Origin of the sequence: Microbacterium luteum, from assembly GCF_015277875.1 — a bacterium.
GTDB classification, from domain to species: Bacteria; Actinomycetota; Actinomycetes; order Actinomycetales; family Microbacteriaceae; genus Microbacterium; species Microbacterium luteum.
Map to the genome: position 1 here is coordinate 1206459 of NZ_CP063814.1, position 22766 is coordinate 1229224.

The 22766-nt window shown below is 70.2% G+C and carries 19 protein-coding genes; 14 read left to right on the plus strand and 5 right to left on the minus strand.

All coding sequences use genetic code 11. The features are described 5' to 3' along the window. Positions 1-9 precede the first annotated feature (9 nt). The 4 genes from IM777_RS05875 to pth all read left to right on the plus strand — a co-directional run bounded on the left by IM777_RS05875 (position 10) and on the right by pth (position 3444). Positions 10-777 (plus strand): SDR family NAD(P)-dependent oxidoreductase, encoded by a 768-nt coding sequence (locus tag IM777_RS05875; protein ID WP_071042853.1) that lies wholly within the window; start codon positions 10-12, stop codon positions 775-777. Positions 778-793: 16 nt separating this feature from the next. Next, positions 794-1816, plus strand: a complete 1023-nt coding sequence (locus IM777_RS05880; RefSeq protein ID WP_071042854.1) for a zinc-binding dehydrogenase — start codon at positions 794-796, stop codon at positions 1814-1816. Between the two features lie 335 nt (positions 1817-2151). Then, positions 2152-2775 (plus strand): 50S ribosomal protein L25/general stress protein Ctc, encoded by a 624-nt coding sequence (locus IM777_RS05885; protein ID WP_071042855.1) that lies wholly within the window; start codon positions 2152-2154, stop codon positions 2773-2775. A gap of 84 nt (positions 2776-2859) precedes the next feature. After that, entirely contained in the window at positions 2860-3444 is a 585-nt protein-coding gene (gene pth, locus IM777_RS05890) for an aminoacyl-tRNA hydrolase (RefSeq protein WP_071042856.1), read from the plus strand. A gap of 124 nt (positions 3445-3568) precedes the next feature. Here pth and IM777_RS05895 read toward each other — a convergent pair whose 3' ends face one another. Next, on the minus strand, positions 3569-4306 hold the full coding sequence (locus IM777_RS05895) for a hypothetical protein (protein ID WP_194384944.1): 738 nt from the start codon (positions 4304-4306) through the stop codon (positions 3569-3571). Between the two features lie 71 nt (positions 4307-4377). On the opposite strand from IM777_RS05895, the gene mfd reads away from it, so the two are divergent. Beyond that, positions 4378-7989, plus strand: coding sequence for a transcription-repair coupling factor (gene mfd / locus IM777_RS05900; protein WP_194384945.1), 3612 nt, complete (start codon positions 4378-4380; stop codon positions 7987-7989). Between the two features lie 79 nt (positions 7990-8068). Continuing rightward, positions 8069-8476, plus strand: a complete 408-nt coding sequence (locus tag IM777_RS05905; protein WP_071042857.1) for an SRPBCC family protein — start codon at positions 8069-8071, stop codon at positions 8474-8476. On the opposite strand, the gene IM777_RS05910 is transcribed toward IM777_RS05905, so the two are convergent. Further along, positions 8477-8707: a hypothetical protein gene (locus IM777_RS05910; RefSeq protein ID WP_143003614.1), complete on the minus strand. Its 231-nt coding sequence runs from the start codon at positions 8705-8707 to the stop codon at positions 8477-8479. Positions 8708-8751: 44 nt separating this feature from the next. Between IM777_RS05910 and IM777_RS05915 the strand changes: the two genes are divergently transcribed. Then, on the plus strand, positions 8752-9585 hold the full coding sequence (locus IM777_RS05915; RefSeq protein ID WP_071042859.1) for a sulfurtransferase: 834 nt from the start codon (positions 8752-8754) through the stop codon (positions 9583-9585). A gap of 214 nt (positions 9586-9799) precedes the next feature. Here IM777_RS05915 and IM777_RS05920 read toward each other — a convergent pair whose 3' ends face one another. The 3 genes from IM777_RS05920 to IM777_RS05935 form a co-directional block, all read right to left on the minus strand. After that, positions 9800-10444 (minus strand): DUF2461 domain-containing protein, encoded by a 645-nt coding sequence (locus tag IM777_RS05920; protein WP_194384946.1) that lies wholly within the window; start codon positions 10442-10444, stop codon positions 9800-9802. 178 nt (positions 10445-10622) lie between these two features. Beyond that, positions 10623-12218: a transposase gene (locus IM777_RS05925; RefSeq protein ID WP_194384947.1), complete on the minus strand. Its 1596-nt coding sequence runs from the start codon at positions 12216-12218 to the stop codon at positions 10623-10625. A 657-nt stretch (positions 12219-12875) separates the two neighbouring features. After that, positions 12876-15551: a phosphoenolpyruvate carboxylase gene (locus IM777_RS05935; protein ID WP_071042862.1), complete on the minus strand. Its 2676-nt coding sequence runs from the start codon at positions 15549-15551 to the stop codon at positions 12876-12878. Positions 15552-15699: 148 nt separating this feature from the next. Here IM777_RS05935 and nhaA point away from each other — a divergent pair, with 148 nt between their 5' ends. From nhaA to IM777_RS05970, 7 genes are all read left to right on the plus strand, one after another. Beyond that, the gene (gene nhaA / locus IM777_RS05940) at positions 15700-16893 is read left to right on the plus strand and encodes a Na+/H+ antiporter NhaA (protein ID WP_336510688.1); all 1194 of its coding nucleotides are present in this window, start codon (positions 15700-15702) and stop codon (positions 16891-16893) included. Continuing rightward, on the plus strand, positions 16845-17594 hold the full coding sequence (locus tag IM777_RS05945; protein WP_071043350.1) for a nucleoside triphosphate pyrophosphohydrolase: 750 nt from the start codon (positions 16845-16847) through the stop codon (positions 17592-17594). Before nhaA ends, IM777_RS05945 begins: the two co-directional genes overlap by 49 nt. 31 nt (positions 17595-17625) lie before the next feature. Beyond that, positions 17626-18876 carry a histidine--tRNA ligase gene (gene hisS / locus IM777_RS05950; RefSeq protein WP_071043351.1) on the plus strand — a complete coding sequence of 417 codons (1251 nt, stop codon included), beginning with the start codon at positions 17626-17628 and terminating at the stop codon, positions 18874-18876. A gap of 67 nt (positions 18877-18943) precedes the next feature. After that, on the plus strand, positions 18944-19774 hold the full coding sequence (locus tag IM777_RS05955; RefSeq protein ID WP_194384948.1) for an SGNH/GDSL hydrolase family protein: 831 nt from the start codon (positions 18944-18946) through the stop codon (positions 19772-19774). Between the two features lie 637 nt (positions 19775-20411). Beyond that, positions 20412-20777, plus strand: a complete 366-nt coding sequence (locus IM777_RS05960; RefSeq protein ID WP_071042864.1) for a GntR family transcriptional regulator — start codon at positions 20412-20414, stop codon at positions 20775-20777. Then, a complete protein-coding gene (locus IM777_RS05965; protein WP_194384949.1) occupies positions 20774-21823 on the plus strand; it encodes a DUF1648 domain-containing protein in 1050 nt (349 codons plus the stop codon). Before IM777_RS05960 ends, IM777_RS05965 begins: the two co-directional genes overlap by 4 nt. Next, positions 21820-22743, plus strand: coding sequence for a CPBP family intramembrane glutamic endopeptidase (locus IM777_RS05970; protein WP_194384950.1), 924 nt, complete (start codon positions 21820-21822; stop codon positions 22741-22743). Before IM777_RS05965 ends, IM777_RS05970 begins: the two co-directional genes overlap by 4 nt. Positions 22744-22766 lie beyond the last annotated feature (23 nt).

A 22766-nucleotide genomic window follows, 5' to 3' on the forward strand; every position in this document is an offset into this window, starting at 1 on the left:
AGGAAATCCATGTCCGACATCTTCGACATCTCGGGCCGGCTCGCGCTGGTCACCGGTTCGACGCGCGGCCTCGGACGCTCGCTCGCCGAAGGCCTGGCGAACGCCGGTGCCCGCGTGATCGTGCACGGCCGAAACGCCGACGCGGCCGCTCGCTCAGCCTCCGAGATCGCCGACGCGTCGGGCCAGCCCGCCGCATCGGTCGCGTTCGACGTGACCGATGCGGCGGGTGTCGAGGAGGGGATCGCCGGAATGATCGCCGCACTCGGCGTCCCCGACATCCTCGTCAACAATGCCGGCGTGCAGCGCCGCGCTCCGATCCAGGACTTCGCAGTGTCTGACTGGGATGACATCATCGCGGCGAACCTCAACGGCGTCTTCTACGTCTCGCGCTTCGTCGCACCCGCGATGATCGAGCGGGGCTCCGGCAAGATCGTCAACGTCGCGTCGGTCCAGTCGTTCCTCGCACGGCAGACGATCGCGCCGTACTCCGCCTCCAAAGGGGGAGTGGCGCAGCTGACCAAGGGGATGGCCGCCGATCTCGCCCGCCACGGCATCCAGGTCAACGCGCTCTCGCCGGGCTACTTCGCCACCGAGATGAACCGCGACCTCGTGGACGACCCCGCCTTCAGCGGCTGGCTCGCGCAGCGCACGCCCGCCCAGCGCTGGGGCGACTTCTCGGAGCTCGACGGTGCCCTGCGGTTCCTCGTCTCGGACGCCTCGAGCTTCGTCTCGGGGCAGAACATCTTCGTCGACGGCGGAATGACCGCGGTCGTCTGATCGGAAGGAGAGCGATATGCGCGCCGCGTTCATCGACAGCAAGGAGAGCATCCGCATCGCGGAGCTCGAGACCCCGCAGCCGACCGATGATCAGGTGCGCGTGCGCGTCGACTACGTCGGCATCTGCGGCAGCGACCTGCACTACTACTTCGACGGGGCCAACGGGGCGTTCGTCGTGCGCGAGCCCCTCATTCCGGGGCACGAGGTGTCCGGCCGCATCGACCACGACCCGACCGGGGAGTGGCAGCCGGGCACGCCGGTGACCGTGCACCCCGCGACCTTCGGCGAGCATCGCGACGACCTCGCAGACGCCCCGCACCTGTGGCCGGGCGGCGCCTACCTCGGGTCGGCCTCCACGTGGCCGCACACCCAGGGCGGCCTGGTGGAATGCATCCTCGTCGATCGCGAGATGGTCCGTCCGCTGCCGCCGACCCTTCCGGTGCGCCGCGCGGTGCTCGCCGAGCCGCTCGCCGTGGCCCTGCACGGACTGGGGAAGGCCGGCGACGTGCGCGGCAAGAAACTGCTCGTCACCGGCGTGGGGCCGATCGGTCTGCTCGCGGTGGCCGCCTCGGTGGCCGCGGGCGCCGAGGTGACGGTGACCGACGTGTTCGACGAACCCCTCCAGCGGGCGCTGGCCCTCGGTGCGTCCGAAGCTCTGAACGTCACCCGCGACGACGTGCCCGGAAGCGCATACGACGTCGTGCTGGAATGCTCCGGAGTCGCCGCGTCCATCAACACCGCGCTGAAGGCCGCAGCCATCGGCGGCATCGTCGTTCAGGTCGGGATGGTCCCCGATGCCGAACGCCCGCTGAACATCGCCGCCTTCATCTCGAAGGAGCTGCGCTGGTACGGCACCTTCCGCTTCAACGACGAGATCGACCACGCCATCGTGCTCCTCGACGAGAACCCGGGCATCGAAGACGTCGTCACCCACGTCATTCCCGCCGACGACGTCGTTGAGGCGTTCGCGACCGCGCGCGACTCGCGTGCATCCGGCAAGGTCGTCGTCGAGGTGTGGCCGTCGGGTCAGTCCCGGTAGGCCTGGCGCCCCATGCTGAAGAAGGCCAGCACCACGCCCACGCCGCCGATCGCGGCGATGGCTCCCACCGCCCAGAGAATGACGTGCGAGGCGAAGCCGTAGTCCATGAAGGGTCCTCCGAGAAAGCTGGATCGGGTGCGTCTTCATCGTACCGGCTGCGCTGGTAGACTCGTCGCTGAACTTCGGCGAGGGATACGCGCATGACGTTGCGGCATCCGTGATCGACGAGGGCGGACAGGCACTTCCTCACGCACTCGCGTTCGAGTCGAACACCCCATACCTCGCTCCTGACGGAGCATCGCAACGGGCCTGTGCGCCCGCAAGGAGAATCCATCATGTCGACCGAAATCGATGCGAAGGTCCACGCCGAGCTGCGTGAGAACTTCGGCAAGGGCTTCGCCCGCCGCCTGCGTGCCGCCGGCCAGATCCCGGCCGTGATCTACGGCCACGGCACCTCGCCCGTCCACGTCGCGCTGCCCGGCCACCAGGTCTCGCTGCTCGTGCGTCGCGCCAACGCGCTGCTCGAGCTCGACATCGACGGCAAGGACCAGCTGACGCTCGTCAAGGACGTCCAGCGCGACCCGGTTCGTCAGATCATCGAGCACATCGATCTGCTCGTGGTCAAGAAGGGCGAGAAGATCCACGTCGACGTGCCCGTCACGGTCGTCGGTGAGCCCTTCGCCGGCACCATCGCCAACCTCGACGCATCCACCGTGCTGCTCGAGGTCGAGGCCACCCACATCCCCGAGCACGTCGAGGTCGACGTGGAGGGACTGGAGGACGGCGCCCATGTCACCGCGGGCGAGCTGAAGCTCCCGCGTGGCGCGTCGCTGGTCACCGAGGCCGACACGCTCGTCGTCGCCATCTACGTGCCGACCGCCGCGCTGGCCGCGGAGGAGGAGATCGCCGAGGCCGACGCCGAGGTCGCCGCCGAGCAGTCCGAGGAATCCGCGGAGTAATCGCGAGCGGACACGAGGGGGATGCGCCGGTCGCATCCCCCTCGTGCTGTCTTCCGACCCGCCCCCGGACCGAGAGGAAAGCACATGGCACGCACGTGGCTCATCGTGGGGCTCGGCAACCCCGGACCGCGGTATGAGGCGACGCGTCACAATGTCGGCCAGATGGTCATCGACGAGCTGGCCGACCGACGCGGTGAGACCCTGCGTGCACACAAGGCGGGCGCGCGCGTCGCTGAGACGTGGCTGCGTCCGGGCGCGGACAAGCTGATCCTCGCGAAGCCGAACTCGTTCATGAACGTCTCCGGCGGGCCCGTGTCCTCTCTGGCGAAGTTCTACGGCATCGACTCCGAGCGCGTCGTGGTCGTGCACGACGAGCTCGACATCCCCTTCGACACGATCAAGCTCAAGTCCGGCGGCGGGCACGGCGGCCACAATGGGGTTCGCGACGTGGCGAAGGCCCTCGGCACCCCGGAGTTCCCGCGCGTGCGCGTGGGCATCGGCCGTCCGCCCGGCCGTCAGGACCCCGCCGACTGGGTGCTGGATCCCTTCGGCTCGCTCGAGCGTCAGAATCTCCCCAACCTCCTGGCCGACGCCGCTGATGCGGTGGAGCTGCTCGTCGACGAGGGTCTCGTCGCCGCGCAGCAGCGGCACCACGCCCCGCGTCCCTGACGTGCCGGGCCGCAACGCGGCATCCCGACACCTCCGGAGGATTCCCCGCTTCACGAGGACCGACGCCGCGGCTTTCGTCCTCTGTACGCGCGATCTCCTCTCCGGGTGCGCGGGAGGCGACGCGTCAGAAGGACGGGACGCTCGACAGGGCGCCGGCGGCGAGGCCGACGAAGAAGAGGATGTAGGCGAGCGTGCCGTAGACGATCGGGCCGAGCGCCGCGATCACGATCGCGGCGATGGCCCAGCCGCGGCCGCGGGCCTTCACCGCCGCGACGATGCCCTGGATGAGCGCCCCGATGCCGAGGACGGTCCCGGTCCAGAACGTGATCTCTGCGAACAGCACCAAGCCCCGCACCGGAGCGAGGATCGCGAGGTCGAAATCCGCGCTCGCCGGCACGTCGCCGAGCTCGGCACCGACGCCGTCGCCGATGGCGTACCCGGCGACCGCGCCGAGGACGGGAACGAGAATTCCGGCGACGGCGGCCACGACGAAGGCGATGATCCCGAGTGTCGCCGATCCGTTCGCGGCGGGGCGCTGGGACGGCCAGGACGGCGCGGCCTGGCCGTACGGGGGCTGCCCGTACGCGGCCGGAGGCGGGCCGTACGGACGCTGGCCGTAGGGGGCGGGAGGTTGGCCGTACGGAGGTTGGCCCGGGTACGGTGCGGTTCCGTAGGCGAGTGTGGGCTGCTCGCCGGATGCGGCGGGGGCCGCCGTGGGCGGTTGCGGCGTGCCGTACACCGGCTGCGACGGTGGTGCGTAGGGCGGCGCGGGGGCCGGCGGACGCGGTGGCGCCGGGGGTGCGGAGAAGTCGTGACCTGCCGTGTTCTCCTGCTCGCTGCCGGGGTCTGCGGGATCGCTCACGGCACTCATCCTAGGAGGCGCGTGCCGAGGTCGTGGGTCTCGGTGTCGGCGAGGCGGACTAGACTCGTGCGGTGACAGTTCCCGGGATCGTGCGCGCCCTCGAACAGGATGAGTCCTTCGCGGACGCCGTCTCCTCGGCCTCCCGCGACGTCGACGTCTCCGCTCCGACCGGTCTGGATGCGCCGCTGCTCGCCGCCTTCCTGCGCCGTCGGATCGACTCCGGGCGGCCTCCCGTCCTTCTCGCGGTGGCACCGACGGGCCGCCGGGCGGAGACGCTCGGGACGGCGCTGGAAGCGCTCATCCCGAACGTGGAGGTGGTGCATTTCCCCGCGTGGGAGACGCTTCCCCACGAGCGGCTGAGCCCGAGTCCCGAGACGGTGGGGCGTCGCCTCGACGTGCTGCGGCGACTCGCCGAGCACGATGGCACGACGCCGTTCGTCGTCACGGCGTCGGTGCGCGGTGCCGTGCAGCCGCTCGCCGCGGGGCTCACCGACGTGCCGGCGATCACGCTGCGTCCGGGCGACCGCGGTCACGAGCTGGATGACGTCGTCGCGGGGCTGGTGGAGCGCGCCTACCACCGCGTCGACATGGTGTCGCGCCGCGGCGAATTCGCCGTGCGCGGCGGCATCCTCGATGTCTTCCCGCCGGTCGCGGACCATCCCTACCGGGTCGAGTTCTTCGGCGACGAGGTGGACCAGATCCGCGCGTTCTCCGTCGCCGACCAGCGGTCGCTGCCGGGAGAGGTCGCCCTCGTGACACTCGTCGCGAGCCGGGAGCTGCTGCTCACCCCCGCGGTGCGCGAGCGCGCCCGGGCACGCCGAGACGCCCTGCCCGGCGTGCGGGGCATGCTGGAGAAGATGGCCGAAGGCATCCCGGTGGAAGGGATGGAATCGCTCCTGCCTGTCCTCGTGGATGATCTCGTGACCCTCGCCGACTACCTCCCGGAAGGCTCCGCGCTCGCACTCGCCGATCCGGAACGGTCGGTCACGCGTGCGATCACCCTGAGTGAGACGAACCGCGAATTCCTGGATGCGGCGTGGTCGGCCGCGACCGCCGGCGCCCAGACGCCGGTCGACCTCGGCGCCGGCGATTTCGTCACCCTCCCGACCCTGCGCGAGCGGATCACCGAGCGCGGCGGCGTGTGGTGGACCCTCAGCGGGTTCGACTCGGGCGCGGCCGACGCGTCGGCGGAAGGGCTCATCGACGTGGATGCCGCCCTCGAAGCCGCCGCCACCGTCAAGGTCGCCGCGGCAGCGGTGCCGAGCTTCCAGGGCAACGTCGACGGCGCGACCGAGCACGTGCGGGGTCTGCTCTCGGACGGCTGGCGCGTCGTGGTGACCGCATCCGGTCCCGGACTGGTCGAGCGGGCGCGCGACGTGCTGAGCGAGCGGGGGATCGCCGCGCGGATCGTGGACGGCATCGATGGCGACGTGCCCACGGGCACCGCGCAACTCACCTGCGCCGTGCTCGAACGGGGTTTCCAGTCCGACGGTGCGAAGTTCGCGGTGCTCACCGAGACGGAGTTCTACGGCCGCACCATCGGCGGCGACGCGCGCGTGGTGAAGAAGCTCGCCTCGCTGCGCCGGAACGTCGTCGACCCGCTCCAGCTCAAGCCCGGCGACTTCGTCGTGCATGCCACGCACGGCATCGGCAAGTTCGTCGAGCTGGTGCAGCGGGAGGTGTCCTCGGGCGGCCGCAACGCCGTGAAGAGCCAGCGGGAGTACCTGGTGCTCGAGTACGCGCCCTCCAAGCGCGGCTACCCCGGCGACAAGCTCTTCGTGCCCACCGATCAGCTCGACCTCCTGTCGCGGTACGTCGGGGGAGAGGCACCCGCGCTGTCGAAGATGGGCGGGAGCGACTGGGCGCAGGCGAAGGGGCGCGCCCGCAAGGCGGTGCGCGACATCGCGGTGGAGCTCGTGAAGCTCTATTCCGCGCGCATGGCCGCGAAGGGATACGCCTTCGGGCAGGACACGCCGTGGCAGCGCGAGCTCGAAGAAGCCTTCCCGTTCTCCGAGACGGCCGACCAGCTGCAGACGATCGACGAGATCAAGGCCGACATGGAGAAGTCCATCCCGATGGATCGACTCCTCTCCGGCGACGTCGGGTTCGGCAAGACCGAGGTCGCCGTGCGCGCGGCGTTCAAGGCGATCCAGGACGGCAAGCAGGTCGCGATGCTCGTTCCCACCACGCTCCTGGTCAAGCAGCATCTCGAAACCTTCGCCGAGCGCTTCGCCGGCTTCCCCGTCAAGGTGCGTGCGCTGTCGCGCTTCCAGACCGACAAGGAGGCGCGACAGGTCGTCGCCGGCCTCGCCGACGGGTCGATCGACATGGTGATCGGCACCCACCGCATCCTCACCGAGAAGGTCGTCTTCAAGGACCTCGGGCTGATGATCATCGACGAGGAGCAGCGCTTCGGCGTCGAGCACAAGGATGCGCTGAAGAAGCTGAAGACCAACGTCGACATCCTCGCGATGAGCGCGACCCCGATCCCGCGCACGCTGGAGATGGCGGTCACCGGCATCCGCGAGATGTCGACGCTCGCGACGCCGCCGGAGGATCGTCATCCGATCCTGTCGTTCGTCGGTCCCCGCAACGACAAGCAGATCGCCGCGGCGATCCGGCGTGAGCTGCTGCGCGAGGGACAGGTCTTCTACGTGCACAATCGGGTGCAGTCCATTCAGCGCGTCGCGGCCGACCTCGCCGAGCTCGTGCCCGAGGCGCGGATCGCGGTGGCGCACGGGCAGATGGGCGAGCACCAGCTGGAGCAGGTGGTCGACGACTTCTGGGAGCGTCGAGCGGATGTGCTGGTCTCGACGACGATCATCGAGACGGGCCTGGACATCTCCAACGCGAACACGATCATCATCGATCGCGCCGACAAGTACGGTCTGAGCCAGCTCCACCAGCTGCGCGGACGCGTCGGACGCGGTCGCGAACGGGCGTACGCGTACTTCCTCTACGACGACGGCAAGCCGCTGTCGGAGACCGCGGCCGACCGGCTCGAGACCATCGCGGTGAACAACGATCTCGGTTCCGGGATGCAGGTCGCCCTCAAGGACCTCGAACTGCGCGGGGCGGGAAACCTTCTCGGCGCCGAGCAGGCCGGACACATCGCCGGCGTCGGGTTCGACCTCTACCTCCGGATGATCGGCGAGGCCGTCTCGCAGTTCCGCGGCGAGGAGACCGAGGGCCCGACGGAGCTGCGTCTGGAACTGCCCGTGCAGGCGCGCATCCCCGAGTTCTACATCGACAGCGAGCGGCTGCGCCTCGAGGCCTACCAGAAGCTGTCGGCGGCCGCGGCCGCCACGGCGGCAGACGACGCCATCGACCTCGTTCTCGAGGAGCTCGCCGATCGCTACGGCACGCCCCCGGAGGAGGTCGCGGGGCTCATCTCCGTGGCGCGGTTGCGGCGCCGGGCGGCGCGTTCCGGGCTCGCCGATGTCGTCGCGATGGGTCCGAACCTCCGGATCGCGCCGGCGCACCTGCCCGACTCGATGCGTGTGCGCCTGCAGCGACTGTATCCGAAAGCGAAGCTCGTCGCGAACGGCGACGCGCTCGTCGTGCCGCTGCCGACCGCAGGCGGTGCGGCCCTGGCCGATGCCGATCTCCTGTCGTGGGTCGGCCAGCTGCTCGACCAGCTCTGGCCGCTCGCCGCCGAGACCGAGAAGGCCGCGGTGTCCTGAGGCTCGTCTCCGCGCGAGCGGCAGGATGTCGTTGCCGCGCGCGCGACCGGCGCATCGGGCCTGTGTCAAGCTGGTCGCCATGCAGAGCGTGCATGTCAGCCGGGTGATCGCTGCCGACCCGCGACGGGTCTACGAGTTCGCAGCGGATGCGCGTCATCTCCCGCTCTGGGCCGCCGGTCTCGCTCAGGGCGAACTGGTGATCGACGGGGACCGGGTGCACCTCGACTCGCCGATGGGTCGTGTCGAGGTGCGTTTCGTCGCCCGGAACACGCTCGGGGTGATCGATCACGACGTGACCCTGCCTTCAGGCACCACCGTGACGAACCCGATGCGCGTGCTCGCGCATCCTCAGGGGGCGGAGATCGTCTTCACCGTGCGTCAGATCGAACTGACCGACGCGGACTTCGCCCGCGATGTCGCCGCGGTCCGCGCAGACCTGGATCGTCTCGCGGCGCTCATCGAAGCGGATCGCGGAGCCCGAGGGTGATCACTCGCTGACCGATCGCCTCTCGCGGATCGCGACGAGGAGGATCCCCGTCCAGAAGAGTGCGAGCATGGTCGACGCGACGGCCAGGAACATCCGCCACCCGTCGGGATCCACCACGACGGCCCAGACCCAGACGGCGGCCATCCCGAGCCAGACGACCGTCTGCAGGACGACGAGTGCGAACTGACGCGTCGTCAATGAATGGACGAAGGAACTCCACCACGCGCTCACGCGTCGACGCTAACACCCCGGCACGGGATCATTAGGCTCGAGGGATGAGCGATCCGATGCAGGTACCTCCGTTCGTCGCGATCGACGGTCTGGACGGACTCCCCGGTGACGTGGTCCTCGCCGACGTGCGCTGGTACCTCGACGGTCGATCGGGCAGAGAGGCCTACGACCGCGGTCATCTCCCCGGGGCGGTCTTCGTCGATCTCGAGACCTGGCTCTCGGCGCCCGCGTCACCCGAGGGTGGTCGGCACCCGCTTCCTCCGCCGGAGGTCTTCGCCGAGGGGATGCGTACACTCGGCATCTCGGATGACGACACCGTCGTCGCCTACGACGATCAGGGCGGGGTGATCGCCGCGCGGCTGGTCTGGATGCTGCGCGCCAGCGGTCATCGCGCCGCGCTGCTCGACGGCGGACTCGGCGCCTACCCCGGAGACCTTTCGACGCAGTCGCCGGTGCGGGAGCGGTCGCACTTCTCGGTGCGGGATTGGCCTGCGGATCTGCTGCTCGCCGCTGACGACCTCCTCCGCGACGGTGTCATCGCCGTCGATGCACGCCCCCGGGAGCGCTTCGCCGGCGACGAGGATCCGGTCGACCCCCGCCCTGGACACGTCCCGGGTGCGCGGAGCGTGCCCTGCCGCGAGAACGTGGCTGCCGACGGGCGGCTGCTCGCCGCTGACCGCATCCGGGAGAACTTCGCAGCCGTCGGGGTCGACGCGAACAGCGTCGCCAATGTCGCGGCGTACTGCGGCTCGGGCGTCACCGCGTGCCACAACCTGCTGACGATGGAGCACGTCGGGATCGGTCGTGCGCGTCTGTATGTGGGCGGCTGGTCGGCCTACAGCGCCGACCCCTCCCGCGCGGTCGAGACCGGCGCCTGACCGCGGTCCGCGTCGGGTGAGCAGCGTCCATTCGGCGGTCACAACTCCTCCCTTTCGAGCCGTTCGAGCCCGGTTCCGACCGGTCCCGCTTCGAATGCCTCGAAACTTGAGGAGTTGTGGACATCGCCGCGCTGGGAGCCGGCCGGCGTAACCGGCCGACGGAGGGGCCCGCGCTCAGCGGGTGACGGGGCGGCTCAGCGGGTGGAGTCCCGGCTCAGCGGGTGAAGGGGCGGTCGTCCGAGGGCCCGACGTGCTCGACGATCCATCGCCGCAGCGGCTCGATCTGCTGCCAGGCGTGCTGGATGTCGTCGACAGTCGCCTCGCGCGGCAGCGGCCGCAGCGCGGCGTAGTGGGTCAGACGAAGGCGTGCGATGCGGGGGTGCTCCCGGTCGTAGCCGCGCGGCGCGGTCTTCAGCGGCGGCCCGGCGAACGTGAAGCCTGCCGCCTCGATGCCATCGGCGATGCGCTCGAAGGTCGATCCGGTGGCATCGTCCTCGATGGCCTCGCGGCCGCGTCGCAGTTGTCCCCGCGAGGGCTGATAGAGCCCGCCGCCGACGTCGATGCCGTCCGCCGACACCGACAGGTAGATGCTCGCGATCGTGCCGGCGACCATGGCGGCGTTCGTCTTGTAGGGCGACTTGTCGGCGCTGAAGCGCACATCTCGATTCGGCCGGAACACTTTCGCCGAGCCGTACCCCGCCTCGGCGATCTCGCAGAGCATCTCCAGAGGCTCCCGGATGAGTCCGTCATATTCCTCGCGGTGCGCGGTGAACCACTCCCGGGTGTTGTCCGCCGCCAGACGCTCGTAGAATCCGAACGCCTCGGGCTCGAACAATCGCCCTGCCGCGTGCTCGCCCATTCCGTCCTCCTCGCGCCGCAATCGTATCGAGGCGTCGCGCCGGCCGGATGCGGCTGGCTACGATGGCGCTGACCGCCGTCGACGAGGAGGCGCCATGCGATTCGCACATCTGAGGCTGTCGCATGAATCTGCATGGGTCCGGATGAGCCGGGGCGGCGGGGCTGGGTGGCCCCGTCGTTCAGGCGGTGGTCGCGGTGCGGAGTTTGAGGAGGTTGTGGGCGCTGCAGATCAGCCGCCATTCTGCGTGGACGGCGGGCATTCCTCGTCGTGTGAAGCGTCGGTAGCCGAGGTTGGCTTTGACGTTTCCGAAGACGGGTTCGATGCTGTGCTGCCGTTTCCGGTAGGCCTCTGACCCTGTTTCGGTGGCGAGCTTGGCGTCCATGGCCCGGCGGGCGATCTCCGGCTCGACACCTTCGCCTCGGACGTGGGCGAGCATGGCCTTGACCCGCCCCTGGGAGACCTGGAGTTCGTCGATCGCGGCCCGCTGGGAGATCTCTCCTCGGGCGAGCTTCTCGATCACGGGCATCCATTCGTCGGGTTCGGGTTGGGCGGTGCGGGCTTGCCGTGGCCCGTCTTTGCCGAAGTAGCGTTTGGTCATGTCTCTAACCCAGGTGTAAGAGACGCCGAGGATGTCCCCGGCCTGCCGCAGGGACAGCTCCCCGCGGTTCACCTTCGCCAGGATGGCGAGCTTGTCATCATCGGGGGTCTCGCCTCGACGCCAGGCCGGTTTCCGCGTCGCGATCAACACGTCCGCGCCGACATCGGCAGTGCCGCTGGCTGCCGTCCAATAGCCCGCGTCCGCGACGAACGTGCCGACCTTCCCGGCGCCGGTCTCGGCGAGGTTCTCCATGACTGCTTGGGTCATCGGGATGAAGTGGGGCTGGTCGTTCGCGGTCGCTGTGACCTCCGCGGCCACGACGATCTGCCCCGCCGTCGCGGCGGTCTGGGCGTTATAGCCCTGCATCACCCCTGCGCCATTGGTGGCGATGATCCGCGAGTGCGGATCGGTCGTGTTCGCCCTCCGCGGCAGCGCCCGCCGCGCCGGCTCCTTCAACGGCTTCGGCCCTCTCAGACCCTTCCCGGTAGCGGCTTCCTTCGCCGCCCGCTCCGCGACCCGCGCCTCGTAGTCCCGCGCCGGCTGACCCTCCAGCTCTGCCAGCGCCGCCCGGATCCGGCCCCGCCGACCCTGCCCGCCGGCCCAGTCGTCCGGCAGCTCGGACCCCGAGCGATCCCCGAGCTGCTCGTCCTCCGCGGCGTCGGTGGCGGCCGCCTCGGCCAGGACCGCAGCTGCCAGCTCGTCGCGGGTGCGGTTGGCGAAGTACGACGCGTCCGCTTCGATCTTCGTCCCGTCGATCGCGACCAGTCCTGCGTCCACCAGCCCGGCCTTCACGCAGAGCCCGAGGACCTGGGAGAACAGCCCTGCGATCGCGTCCTGGTGACGCGCCCGGAACCGCGCCAACGTCGCGTGATCGGGGGACTGGTTCACCGCGATCACCCGGTAGGCGACGTCCTCGACCAGGCGCTTCTCGATCCGACGGGAGGAGCGCTCCCCGGTGCAGTACGCGTAGATCAGCACACCGAGCATCATCTCCGGGTCGTAGACGGCCCCGCCGCGCCCGTCGGCGCGGAACGCGGCGTAGAACGCCGTCAGATCCAACTCCGCGACCACATCGATCACGAAGAACGCCAGATGATCCTCCGGCAACCAATCCCGCACCGACGGCGGCAGCAGAAACCCCTGATCCCGATCACCCGAACGCACATTCACGACCATACTTAATCATCCCTGATCAGCCATAAACCCGCCTCAGGCGCGCCCGATCACCTGCAGATTCATGCGACAGCCTCATCTGGGAGCAGTTCCGCGCATCCACCCCGACGCCGTCGTCGCCCCGACGGCAGTGATCAGCGGAGACGTGACGATCGGCGCCGGTTGTCAGGTTCTGCACGGTGCGGTGATCACGGCTGAGGGGGGAGCGGTCACGCTCGCGGAGAACGTCATCGTCATGGAGAACGCACTGGTGCGGGCGACGGCCACCAACCCGGTGCATGTCGGTTCCCATGTGCTCGTCGGACCCATGGCCAGCATCTCCGGAGCGGTCATCGATGACGAGGTCTTCCTCGCGACCGGAACCCGCGTGTTCAACGGAGCGCACATCGGCGCGCGCAGCGAGGTGCGCATCAATGCGGTGGTTCACCTGCGCACGGTGCTCCCGGCGGACACCGTCGTGCCCATCGGCTGGGTGGCCGTCGGTCAGCCCCCGCAGATCCTCCCGCCCGAGCGCGACGAGCAGATCCGGCGGGCCCAGCGTGAACTGGACTTTCCCGGATACGTCTTCGGACTCGACCGGGAGACCCCAGACCTCAACTCACCGAGAGGTACGGGCGCTCCCTCGCCCGTCACGCGGACGACGAGGCTCTCTGACGCAGATCAGCCGGTGTTCTGCAGACCCGCCGAGACGCCGTTGACCGACAACAGCAGCAGGCGCTGCTGGTCGGGGTCGAGGTCGCGGCCGTTCGCGGCGTCGTCGCGCAGGGTGCGCAGCGCCCGCAGCTGGAGCAGGGACAGCGCGTCGACGTACGGGCTGCGCAGCTTGACCGCACGCTGCAGCACGGGCTTGTTCGCCAGCAGCTCGTCGCCGTCGGTGATGCGCACGACCCACGCGCGGGTGAGCGCCATCTCCTCGCGGACCAGCGTTGCGAGCTCCTCGCGGTCGCCGAGGTCCAGGTAGCGCATCGCGATGCGGTCGTCGGTCTTCGCGAGACTCATCGCCACGTTGTCGATGAGGGTGCGGAACAGCGGCCACTGCTCGTAGGCTCGTCGAAGCTGACCCTCGTCGCCGACCGCCTCGAGGGCCGTTCCCAGACCGAACCAGCCGGCGAGGTTGATGCGGGCCTGCGACCACGCGAACACCCACGGGATGGCACGCAGGTCGGCCAGGGACTCGACCGACAGCCCGCGTCGCGCCGGGCGGGATCCCAGCGCCAGCAGCCCGATCTCCTCCATCGGCGTCACCTGCGCGAACCACGGCGCGAAGCCCGGTGCGTTCACGAGCGCGGCGAAGCGGTCGCGGCTGGCGGCATCCATCGTCGCGCCGATCGCGTGAAATCGCTCGGCGGCGTGGCGATTGGTGCGCTCCACGGAAGGCGAGGAGGCCAGGAGCATGGCGGCGGCGACCTGGTCGATATGGCGCTTGGCGATCGCCGGCTCGCCGTAGCGGGCGAAGATCACCTCGCCCTGTTCGGTGAGCTTGAACCGGCCGTCGACGGAGTGCGGCGGCTGCGCGAGGATCGCCGAGTTCGCCGGTCCGCCGCCGCGCCCGAGAGCGCCGCCGCGGCCGTGGAACAGCGTCAGCTCGATACCGGACTCCTTCGCCCAGTCCGCGATCGCCGCCTGGGCCTCGTACAGCGCAAGAGTCGCCGCGACCGGGCCCACGTCCTTCGACGAATCCGAGTACCCGAGCATGACCTCGAGCCGGTTTCCGGTTTCGCCGAGACGGGCCGCGAACGCCGGATGCTGCACGATCTCGCGCAGGATGCCGGGCGCGGCCTGGAGATCTGCGAACGTCTCGAACAGGGGGATGACATCGAGGACGGGCGGGGTGGCGCCCTCGCCGACGGCGTAGCGGGCGAGGCGGTGCACGTTCGCGAGGTCCTCAGCCGACTGCGTGAACGACACGATGTAGCGACCTGCCGCACGCGGACCGTAGCGGTCCTGCAGGAACTTCACCACGCGGAAGACCTCGAGCACCTCCTCGGCGAGCTCGGACCGCTCGCCGCCGGCATCGAGTTCGTCGAGCACCTTGCGGTGCACCGCGGAGTGCTGGCGCACCTCGAGTTCGGCGAGGTGGAAACCGAAGGTCTCGACCTGCCAGATCAGCTGCTGCAGCTGGCCGTAGGCCTGCCGCGGTGCGCTGGCACTGACCAGGGAGTCCTGCACCACGCGAAGGTCGGCCAGCAGCTCGTCCGGCGTCGCGTAGGCCAGATCAGCGTCACGGGTGCGGGTCGCGGCGATCTTCCGTGCCGCCAGCAGCACGACGCTGCGGTGCAGCTCGCCGGGGGAGCGCTTGGCGATGTCGCGCGCCGCATCCTCGTCGGCAGAGCGGAGCCGATGCCACAGCGACGTGACGGCGTCGCTCGGCGGCGTCGTGTCGACGTCGAGGGTGAGGGTGCGTCCGATGCGGAGGGCCGCGCGCTCGAGACCGAGCAGCACGTGCTCGCTGGCGATCTTCGCCGCCTTGCGTGTCACCGACGCCGTCACGAACGGGTTGCCGTCACGGTCGCCGCCGACCCAGGATCCGATCCTCACGAACGGGCGCACCACGGGGGAGCGGCTTCCGGCGGCCGGTCCCTGCAGCGCATCGTCGACGCGACGGTAGACCTCCGGGATCGACGTGAACAGGGTGTCGTCGAAGACCGCCATCACGGCGCGCACCTCGTCGGTGGGCGACGGCTTCTCGGCCCGAAGCGGGCCGGTGCGCCACAGCGTGTCGATCTCCTCGAGCATCTGCCGCTCGGTCCGCCCCTCGTCGGCGCCGTTGCGCAGCGTCGCGTCGCGTTCCTCCAGCAGCTCGGCCAGACGGCGGATGCCCGTGGAGATCGCTCGCCGGCGTGCTTCGGTCGGGTGGGCGGTGAAGACAGGGTGGAAGCGCAGCGCCTGCAGACGCTCGAGGGCTGAATCGTCGCCGATCTCGGCGGCCAGGCGCACGAAGGCCGCAGCGACCGAGTCGGTGGCGTCCTCGCGGTCGGGGCGGCCGTCGCGCTGGCGCAGCACCCGCACGCGCTGGTGCTCCTCGGCGAGGTTGACGAGGTGGAAGTAGCAGGTGAAGGCGCGGGCGACCTCTTCGGCGCGGTCGATGCTGAAGGAGTCGGCGATCGCCTCTGCCCGGGCGAAGGCCTCCGGGGTCGCATCCGTGTATGCCTGGATCGTCGCCGCGCGCAGTCGCTCGACATCCTCGAACAGCCCGGGTGAACCGCTCTCGCGGAGCACCCGTCCCAGCAATCCGCCCAGCAGGCGCACGTCGGCGCGCATCGTGTCGGGGATCTCCTGGCCGGCTTCGTAGCGGCCGACGAGGTCGATCGCCTCGGTGTTCGTCAGTTCGCGCATGCGTTCAACGCTAGCGGCGTCGACGGTGTGCTCCGGACACGGGGAGGGTCGTCGGGTCCTCGCTCCCGGCGCCGGTAGACTGGGAGCTTGGTGTGCCGGGAAGTCTGGTCGGCGTCGTTCAGCGCATCCCACCAGACGAAAGGACCCGATGTCCCAGTCTCCTCAGTCGCCCCCGTTCCTGTCACTGTTCCGGTCCGAGCGCTTCCCCGCGATCGTCCTGCTCGTCGCCGCTGCGGCAGGCCTCGCCGTGGCCAACTCTCCCGCTGGGCCCGCCGTCGATGACTTCATAAACGTGTACATCGGCATCCCGGAGTTCTTCGAGCTGTCGGTGTCGCACTGGATCAAGGACGGCCTCCTCGCCCTCTTCTTCTTCGTCGTCGCCGTCGAGCTGCAGTTCGAACTCACCAGCGGCCAGCTGAACTCGGCCAAGAAGGCGTTGCAGCCGGCGATCGCCGCCGCGGGCGGCGTGATTGTCCCGATCGTCATCTACCTCGTCATCGCCCACGGCTCCGACGCGGTCAACGGCTGGCCCATCCCCACCGCGACCGACATCGCCTTCGCCCTCGGCGTGCTCGCGGTGTTCGGCAAGGGGCTCCCCTCCGCCCTCCGCGTCTTCCTGCTCGCTCTCGCGATCCTCGACGACATCGTGGGCATCATCTTCATCGCCGTGCTGTTCACGAGTGACGTCAACTACGGCATGCTCCTGGGGGCGGCGGGGCTGGTCGTGCTGTTCGGCATCCTCTCCCGCCGCGTCGACACCCGCGCCCGCATCCCGATCACGATCGCCTTGATCGTCATCGGCGTCGTGACGTGGGCGCTCGTGTACAAGTCGGGCGTGCACGCCACGATCGCCGGCGTCGCGCTCGGCCTCGCGATGAGCCAGCAGCCCGCCCTCCACGCTCGACACGTGCTGGAGCCCTGGGTGAACGGCCTCGTCCTCCCCGTCTTCGCGTTCTCCGCCGCGCTCGTGGTCATCCCCCAGGTGAGCGCGGGCGAGCTCTCTCCCGCCTTCTGGGGTGTGCTCGTCGCTCTGCCGGTCGGCAAGATCATCGGCATCTCGATCTTCGGATGGATCTCCCTGCGCGTCGGTCGTCGCGAGGGCCCGCCGGCGCTCACCTTCACCGACCTTCTGGCGGCGGGCTCGCTCGGTGGGATCGGGTTCACCGTCTCGCTGCTGCTGTCGGAGCTCGCCTTCGCCGAGCATCCGGAGATCCGCGATCAGGCGACGCTCGGTGTTCTCGCCGGGTCGATGGTCTCGCTCGTGCTCGCCGGTGTTCTCGTATCGTGGCGGGCATGGCACTATCGCCGTCTCGAGCAGAAGACCCCCGCGACGACCGCCTGAGCGATCCGCTCCGGCAAGCCGCCGACACGATGCGCGCGGTGCGTGACCGGTGCGTCTGGACGCAGCAGATCGACCATCGCGCACTCGTGCCGTATCTCGTGGAGGAGAGCGCCGAGCTCATCGACGCGATCGAGGCCGGCCCTCGGGCGGAGATGAGGGAGGAACTCGGCGACCTGCTGTGGCAGGTGCTGTTCCACGCCGAGATCGCCTCGAGGGATGCCGAGGACCCCTTCGACATCGACGACGTCGCGCGAGGGCTGACGGAGAAGATGGTGCGCCGGCACCCTCATGTGTTCGCCGGTGCCGTGGCGAACACTCCGGAAGAGGTCCTCGTGCACTGGAACGCCGCGAAGGCGGCCGAGAAGCACGAGCGGCAGTCCGTTCTCGATGGAGTATCGCACCACATGCCGTCGCTCGCGCTCGCGCAGAAGCTCGTCGGCAAGGCCGCGCAGGTGGGCGTGGGCGATTCGTCTCGCTTCGCTCGCGGGGCGACCGTCCCCCCGGTCGTTGAGCGAGGGAGCGGAGCGACCGAGACGAAACGCCCCGAGTCCGAGCACGACCTCGGCGACGCGCTGCTCGCACTCGTCGCCGTGGCCCGCGAGAACGGCTGGGACGCGGAGCGGGCCCTGCGTGAGCGCCTGCGCGGGCTCACCGCAGACGTCCGTGCGGCAGAGGGTGGGGCGGCCGACCTGGAACAATAGCCGGGTGGCATCCGTGAACCCGCCGCGCGGCATGCGCGACTTCCTCCCCGCAGACAAGGCCCGCCGCGAGCGAGTGCTCGCCGTCATCCGGGAGCGCTACCGCGCCCACGGCTTCGACGAGATCGAGACCCCCGTCATGGAGGAGTACGCGCGCCTGCATGCCGGCATCGGCGGTGACAACGAGAAGCTCGCCTTCAACGTGCTCAAGCGCGGGCTGAATGCCGAAGCGATCGTCGCGGCGGCCGAAGACCCCGCGGCGCTCACCGATCTCGGGCTCCGCTACGACCTCACCGTCCCGCTGGCGCGCTTCTATGCGACCAACCGCGGGCAGCTCCCCACGATCTTCCGGGCGGTGCAGATCGCGCCCGTGTGGCGAGCCGAACGACCGCAGAAGGGGCGCTATCGGCAGTTCATGCAGTGCGACATCGACATCATCGGGGATGCGTCCACCCGTGCCGAGGTGGAGCTGATCACTGCGACGCTGGACACCCTCGATGCCCTCGGGCTCGAGGGTGGCTCGGTGCGCATCAACGACCGGCGCCTGCTCGACGCGATGCTCGAGCACTTCGGCTTTCCCGTCGAGGAGCGCCCGAGCGTTCTCATCACGATCGACAAGCTCGACAAGATCGGCCCGGACGGGGTCCGTACCGAGTTGCTCGAGCGCTCCGGTGCGCGCGCGGCCGTCGAGGCCTTCGCGGAATTCCTTTCGCGCGAGCCGGAAGAGGCATCCGGGTTCGGCGTCGAGGCGATCCGCGCCGCGCTGCCCGCGGGGCTGGATGGGGAGGCGGTCGCTGCGCTCGGTGAGATCGGCGCGGCCGTCGCCGCCGCGCGCGGCGCCGGTGTGGCGCTCACGTTCGATCCGTTCCTCGTGCGGGGGATGGGGTATTACACCGGCACCATCTTCGAGGTCGCGCACCCGTCGGTGCCCTACTCGCTCGGCGGCGGCGGACGCTACGACGGCATGATCGGACGCTTCCTCGGGCAGGAGGCGCCGGCCGTCGGCTTCTCGATCGGCTTCGAGCGCATCGTCGACCTCGTCGCGGACCAGGTCGACCAGGCGACCCCGGCGATCGTGCTCGTGCACGACCGGGATGTGCCGGTCGCCGAGCTCGCCGCGCTGAAGGCCGCGTTCATCCGTCGCGGTCAGCGGGTGCGGCTCGAACAGCGACCGAGAAACCTCAAGACCCTGCTGGAGCGGGCTGCCGCGGACGGGTACTCCCACTTCGCGGCGGTGACCGCCGGGGCGCACATCGATGACCTCGAGGTCAAACCGCTCGAGTGAGGCGTCTGGCCGCATTCGTTCACCGCGGCGTCAGCCCGGGTTCACGTCGACCCGGTCGAATCGGCGCATGAGCAGGGCCGGGACGGGCGTCGTGGTCGGGATGACCGCGGCGGGGGCGGTCGTATCGTCGATGGTGGTCGTCCGCATCGCGCTGGCGCGGCAGGCGGCGTACGCCCGCCGCGTGATCGGGAAGCCGCTGGGGGAGGATGCCCTCGAGGCGGACCGGGTGTGGCGGCGCAAGCTCGACGGCGAGCCGCTGGAGCTGCTGATCCTCGGTGACTCGATCGCCGCCGGTCTCGGCGCGACGCGACGCAAGGAGACGCTCGGGGCGCGCATCGCCAAGGGCCTCGCGAACAGGGCGCGGCGACCCGTGCGCCTGCGCACGGTGGCGGTCGTCGGATCCGAGTCATCGGCGCTCCGCGAGCAGCTCGATGACCTGCCGGACGAGTACGAACCCGACGTCGCGGTCATCGTCGTCGGCGGGAACGACATCACGCACCGCGTTCCGGTGGCGACCTCCGTCTCGCACCTGACCGAGGCGATCGCACGCCTCCGCTCGCGCGGAACGCAGGTGGTCGTCGGCACGTGTCCCGATCTCGGTGCCCTCCGTCCGGTGCCGCAGCCGCTTCGTTCGCTCGGATCGCGCATGTCGCGCCAGCTCGCACTCGCTCAGGCGGACGCGGCCGTCGCCGCCGGCGCGTATGCGGTCTCGCTCCGGCACGCCGTCGGCCCGTTCTTCATCTCGCAGCCCGATGAGATGTTCAGCCTTGATCGCTTCCACCCGAGCGCGCTCGGCTACCGCCGCACAGCCGAGGCGCTGCTGCCCGCCGTCGCCGGCTCTCTCGGTTTCGGTCGCACCAGCGCCGCCACACGCCACCCCCGCGGCGACGCTTCCTGACGGGCTCCGCCGCCCCGGCGCACCGCCGCGTGCCGGCATCGACGCCCGTCGCTTTTCCTCCCCGCTCGGCCCTAACTCAGGCTGGACGCGCCGGGGACGGGGCGACACGCCGACAGGGCGCGTCTCGCACCTCGCGCAGCCTGAATTCGTGCACGGTCGTGGTCGCGACGGTGGCCGTGGTCGCGCCCGCTACTGCGACTGTGGCCGTCACGAAGAGCGCCGCCTCCTGGCGCGCCGCCGCTCGGCGCCCGTTCCACCTCGCGTATGGCCCTAACTCAGGCTGGACGCGCCGGGGAGGGGCAACACGCCGACAGGACGCGTCCTGCGCCTCGCGCAGCCTGAGTTCGTGCATGGTCGTGGTCGCGACAGTGGCCGTGGTCGCGACCGCTACTGCGACTGCGGCCGTCACGAAGGGCTCCGCCGCCGGCGCGCCCTGATTTGCCGGCGCCCGATGCCGTTTCGCCTCCCGCTCGGCCCTAACTCAGGCTGGACGCGCCGGGGACGGGGCGACACGCCTACAGGGCGCGTCTCGCACCTCGCGCAGCCTGAATTCGTGCACGGTCGTGGCCCTGACGAACGGCTCTCCAGATCGCCGGCAAGGGTTTTGGATTTGTTATAGTGAAAGTATAATAGCGGTGTGCTGATTCGGATCGACCCATCACGCGACGCGGCCCTGTGGGAACAGGTCGCCGCCTCGGTGCGCACCGCGATCGCCGCCGGGAAGATCCGCTCGGGGGAGAGGCTTCCCTCCGCGCGTGAGGTCGCCGGCTCGCTCGACCTCAACCTGCACACGGTGCTGCGCGCCTACCAGGAGCTGCGCGACGAGGGCCTCGTGGACATGAGGCGGGGCCGCGGTGCGGTCGTCACCGAGGCCGCCGACGGATTGCGCCGGCTCCGCGACGACGTGGTCGCCCTCGCCTCTCGTGCGCGGAGCCTCGGGCTCGCGCCGGACGTGCTCGCTTCGCTGCTGGCCGATGTGGATCCAGAGGAGGACCCGTCATGACCGTCTCCCCTCCCGAGAACGATAGGAAACGACTCACCCGGGCGCGCCGCGCGTTCGTGTGGTTCGGCATCGTCCTGCCGCTGGCGATGACCGTCGCGGCGGTGGCGATCCAGCTGTGGCTGCTGCCTCGCGTTCCCGACCCCGTCGCGGTCCATTGGGCGGTGTCGGGCGCCCCCGACGGCTACGCGGCGCCGTGGACCGTTCCGGCCCTCAGTGCCGGCCTGGGCATCGGGATGACGCTCGTGCTGTCGGCGTTCGCCCTCCTCGGTTCGCGCGAGGGGGAGTGGGGAGCCACGATGCGGTTCCTCGGCTCGCTCGCTCCCGCCGTCGTGGGTGCCGTGATGGTCGTGATCACCGGAACGTATGCGGCGCAGGTCGATCTGCCGGCGGCCACGCAGTCGGCCGGGATCTTCGGACCGCTCGTCTGGGGCAGCGCCACGGGGATCGTCGTCGGAGTCGTGGCCTGGGTTTCGCAGCCGCGCCTGACGGTGAGCGGCGGAACTGTCCGCCCGGCGACACCGGTCCTCCTGGGGCCGGGCGAGCGCGCCGTCTGGGTGCGCACCGCATCTCTCGCGAGTGGCGGGATGGCGGTGCTCGTCGGTGCGGCGGTACTCCTCTTCGCACTCGCCGCACTCGACATCGCCACCGCGGGAAGCGCCTGGCCGATCCTGCTGATCGTGGCGGTCGTCGTGACAGCGGCCATCCTCGCCACCATGCTGTTCCGCGTCCGCGTCGACCACGACGGACTGAGCGTGACCAGCCTGCTGGGCGTGCCGAGGTTCCGGGTGTCACTCGATCAGGTCGTCGAGGTGAAGGTGGTCACGATCAATCCGATGGCGGACTTCGGCGGATGGGGACTGCGGAAGGCACTGGATGGACGCACCGGCGTGGTCCTGCGCCGTGGCGAGGCCCTCGAGGTCGAGCGCGCGAGGGGCGGAGCCTTCGTCGTCACCGTCGACGATGCATCGACGGCCTCCGGTCTCCTCCTGGCCCTGCGCGAGCGCGGCGAGCGCGGCGAAGGCGGCGACCACGGAGGCGCTGCATGATGCCCCGGGTCCGGGTCGTGCCGGTCGCGGTCTTCCTCGCCCTCTCGTTCGGCCTCGCCTGGCTCGTCGCACTGCCGCTGTGGATCGACCCGGCGGGGCTCGCGGCACCGGCTGCGCCGTTCCTCCTGCCGGTGATGATGTTCACGCCGACGGTGGCGACCGTCGTCGTCGTTCTCGCGCTTCGCGCCCCGCGAAAGCACCGCCGGGCCTTTCTCGGCATCTGGCCGCTCGGCCCGCTCGGTCGGTGGCTCCGATACCTCGGCATCGCGCTGGTGGCCCCGATCGCGATCGTCGTCGCCGCGGTGTTCCTCTCCGCGGCCTTCGGCTGGATCGACCTCGACCTCGCCGGGCTGTCGGGGTTCCGTGCCCAGCTGGCTGCGGCGGTGCCGGCGGGAACGCCTCTGCCGCCCCTGCACCTCCTGCTCGTGCTGCAGCTGGTGCAGATCCCCCTCGGGGCGGTCATCAACAGCGTCTTCGCCGCAGGAGAGGAGATCGGCTGGCGCGGATGGCTCCAACCCGCCCTGATGCCCCTCGGCGCATGGCAGGCCATCCTGATCACCGGCGTGGCGTGGGGGCTGTGGCACAGCCCGGTCATCCTGCTCGGCTACAACTTCGGCCGCACCGACATCACCGGCGTGCTGTTCATGGTCGGCGGCTGCGTGATGTGGGGACTGTTCCTCGGATGGCTTCGCCTGCGCACCGATTCCGTGTGGCCCGCCGTGCTCGCGCACGGCTCGCTGAACGCGGTCGGCGGCTTCGTGGTGCTGGTCTCGGCCGCCGGCTCCACCGTCGACATGGCCGTCGTCGGACCGCTCGGCGTGGTCAGCTGGGTGCTGCTCGGGATCGTGATGGTCGTCCTCGTCGGCCTCGAGAGGATGCGGGTCGCCCGCTCCGCTGACGACAGCTCGTCGCCGGGTTGACGTGGGGCGAGCGCAGGGGATTT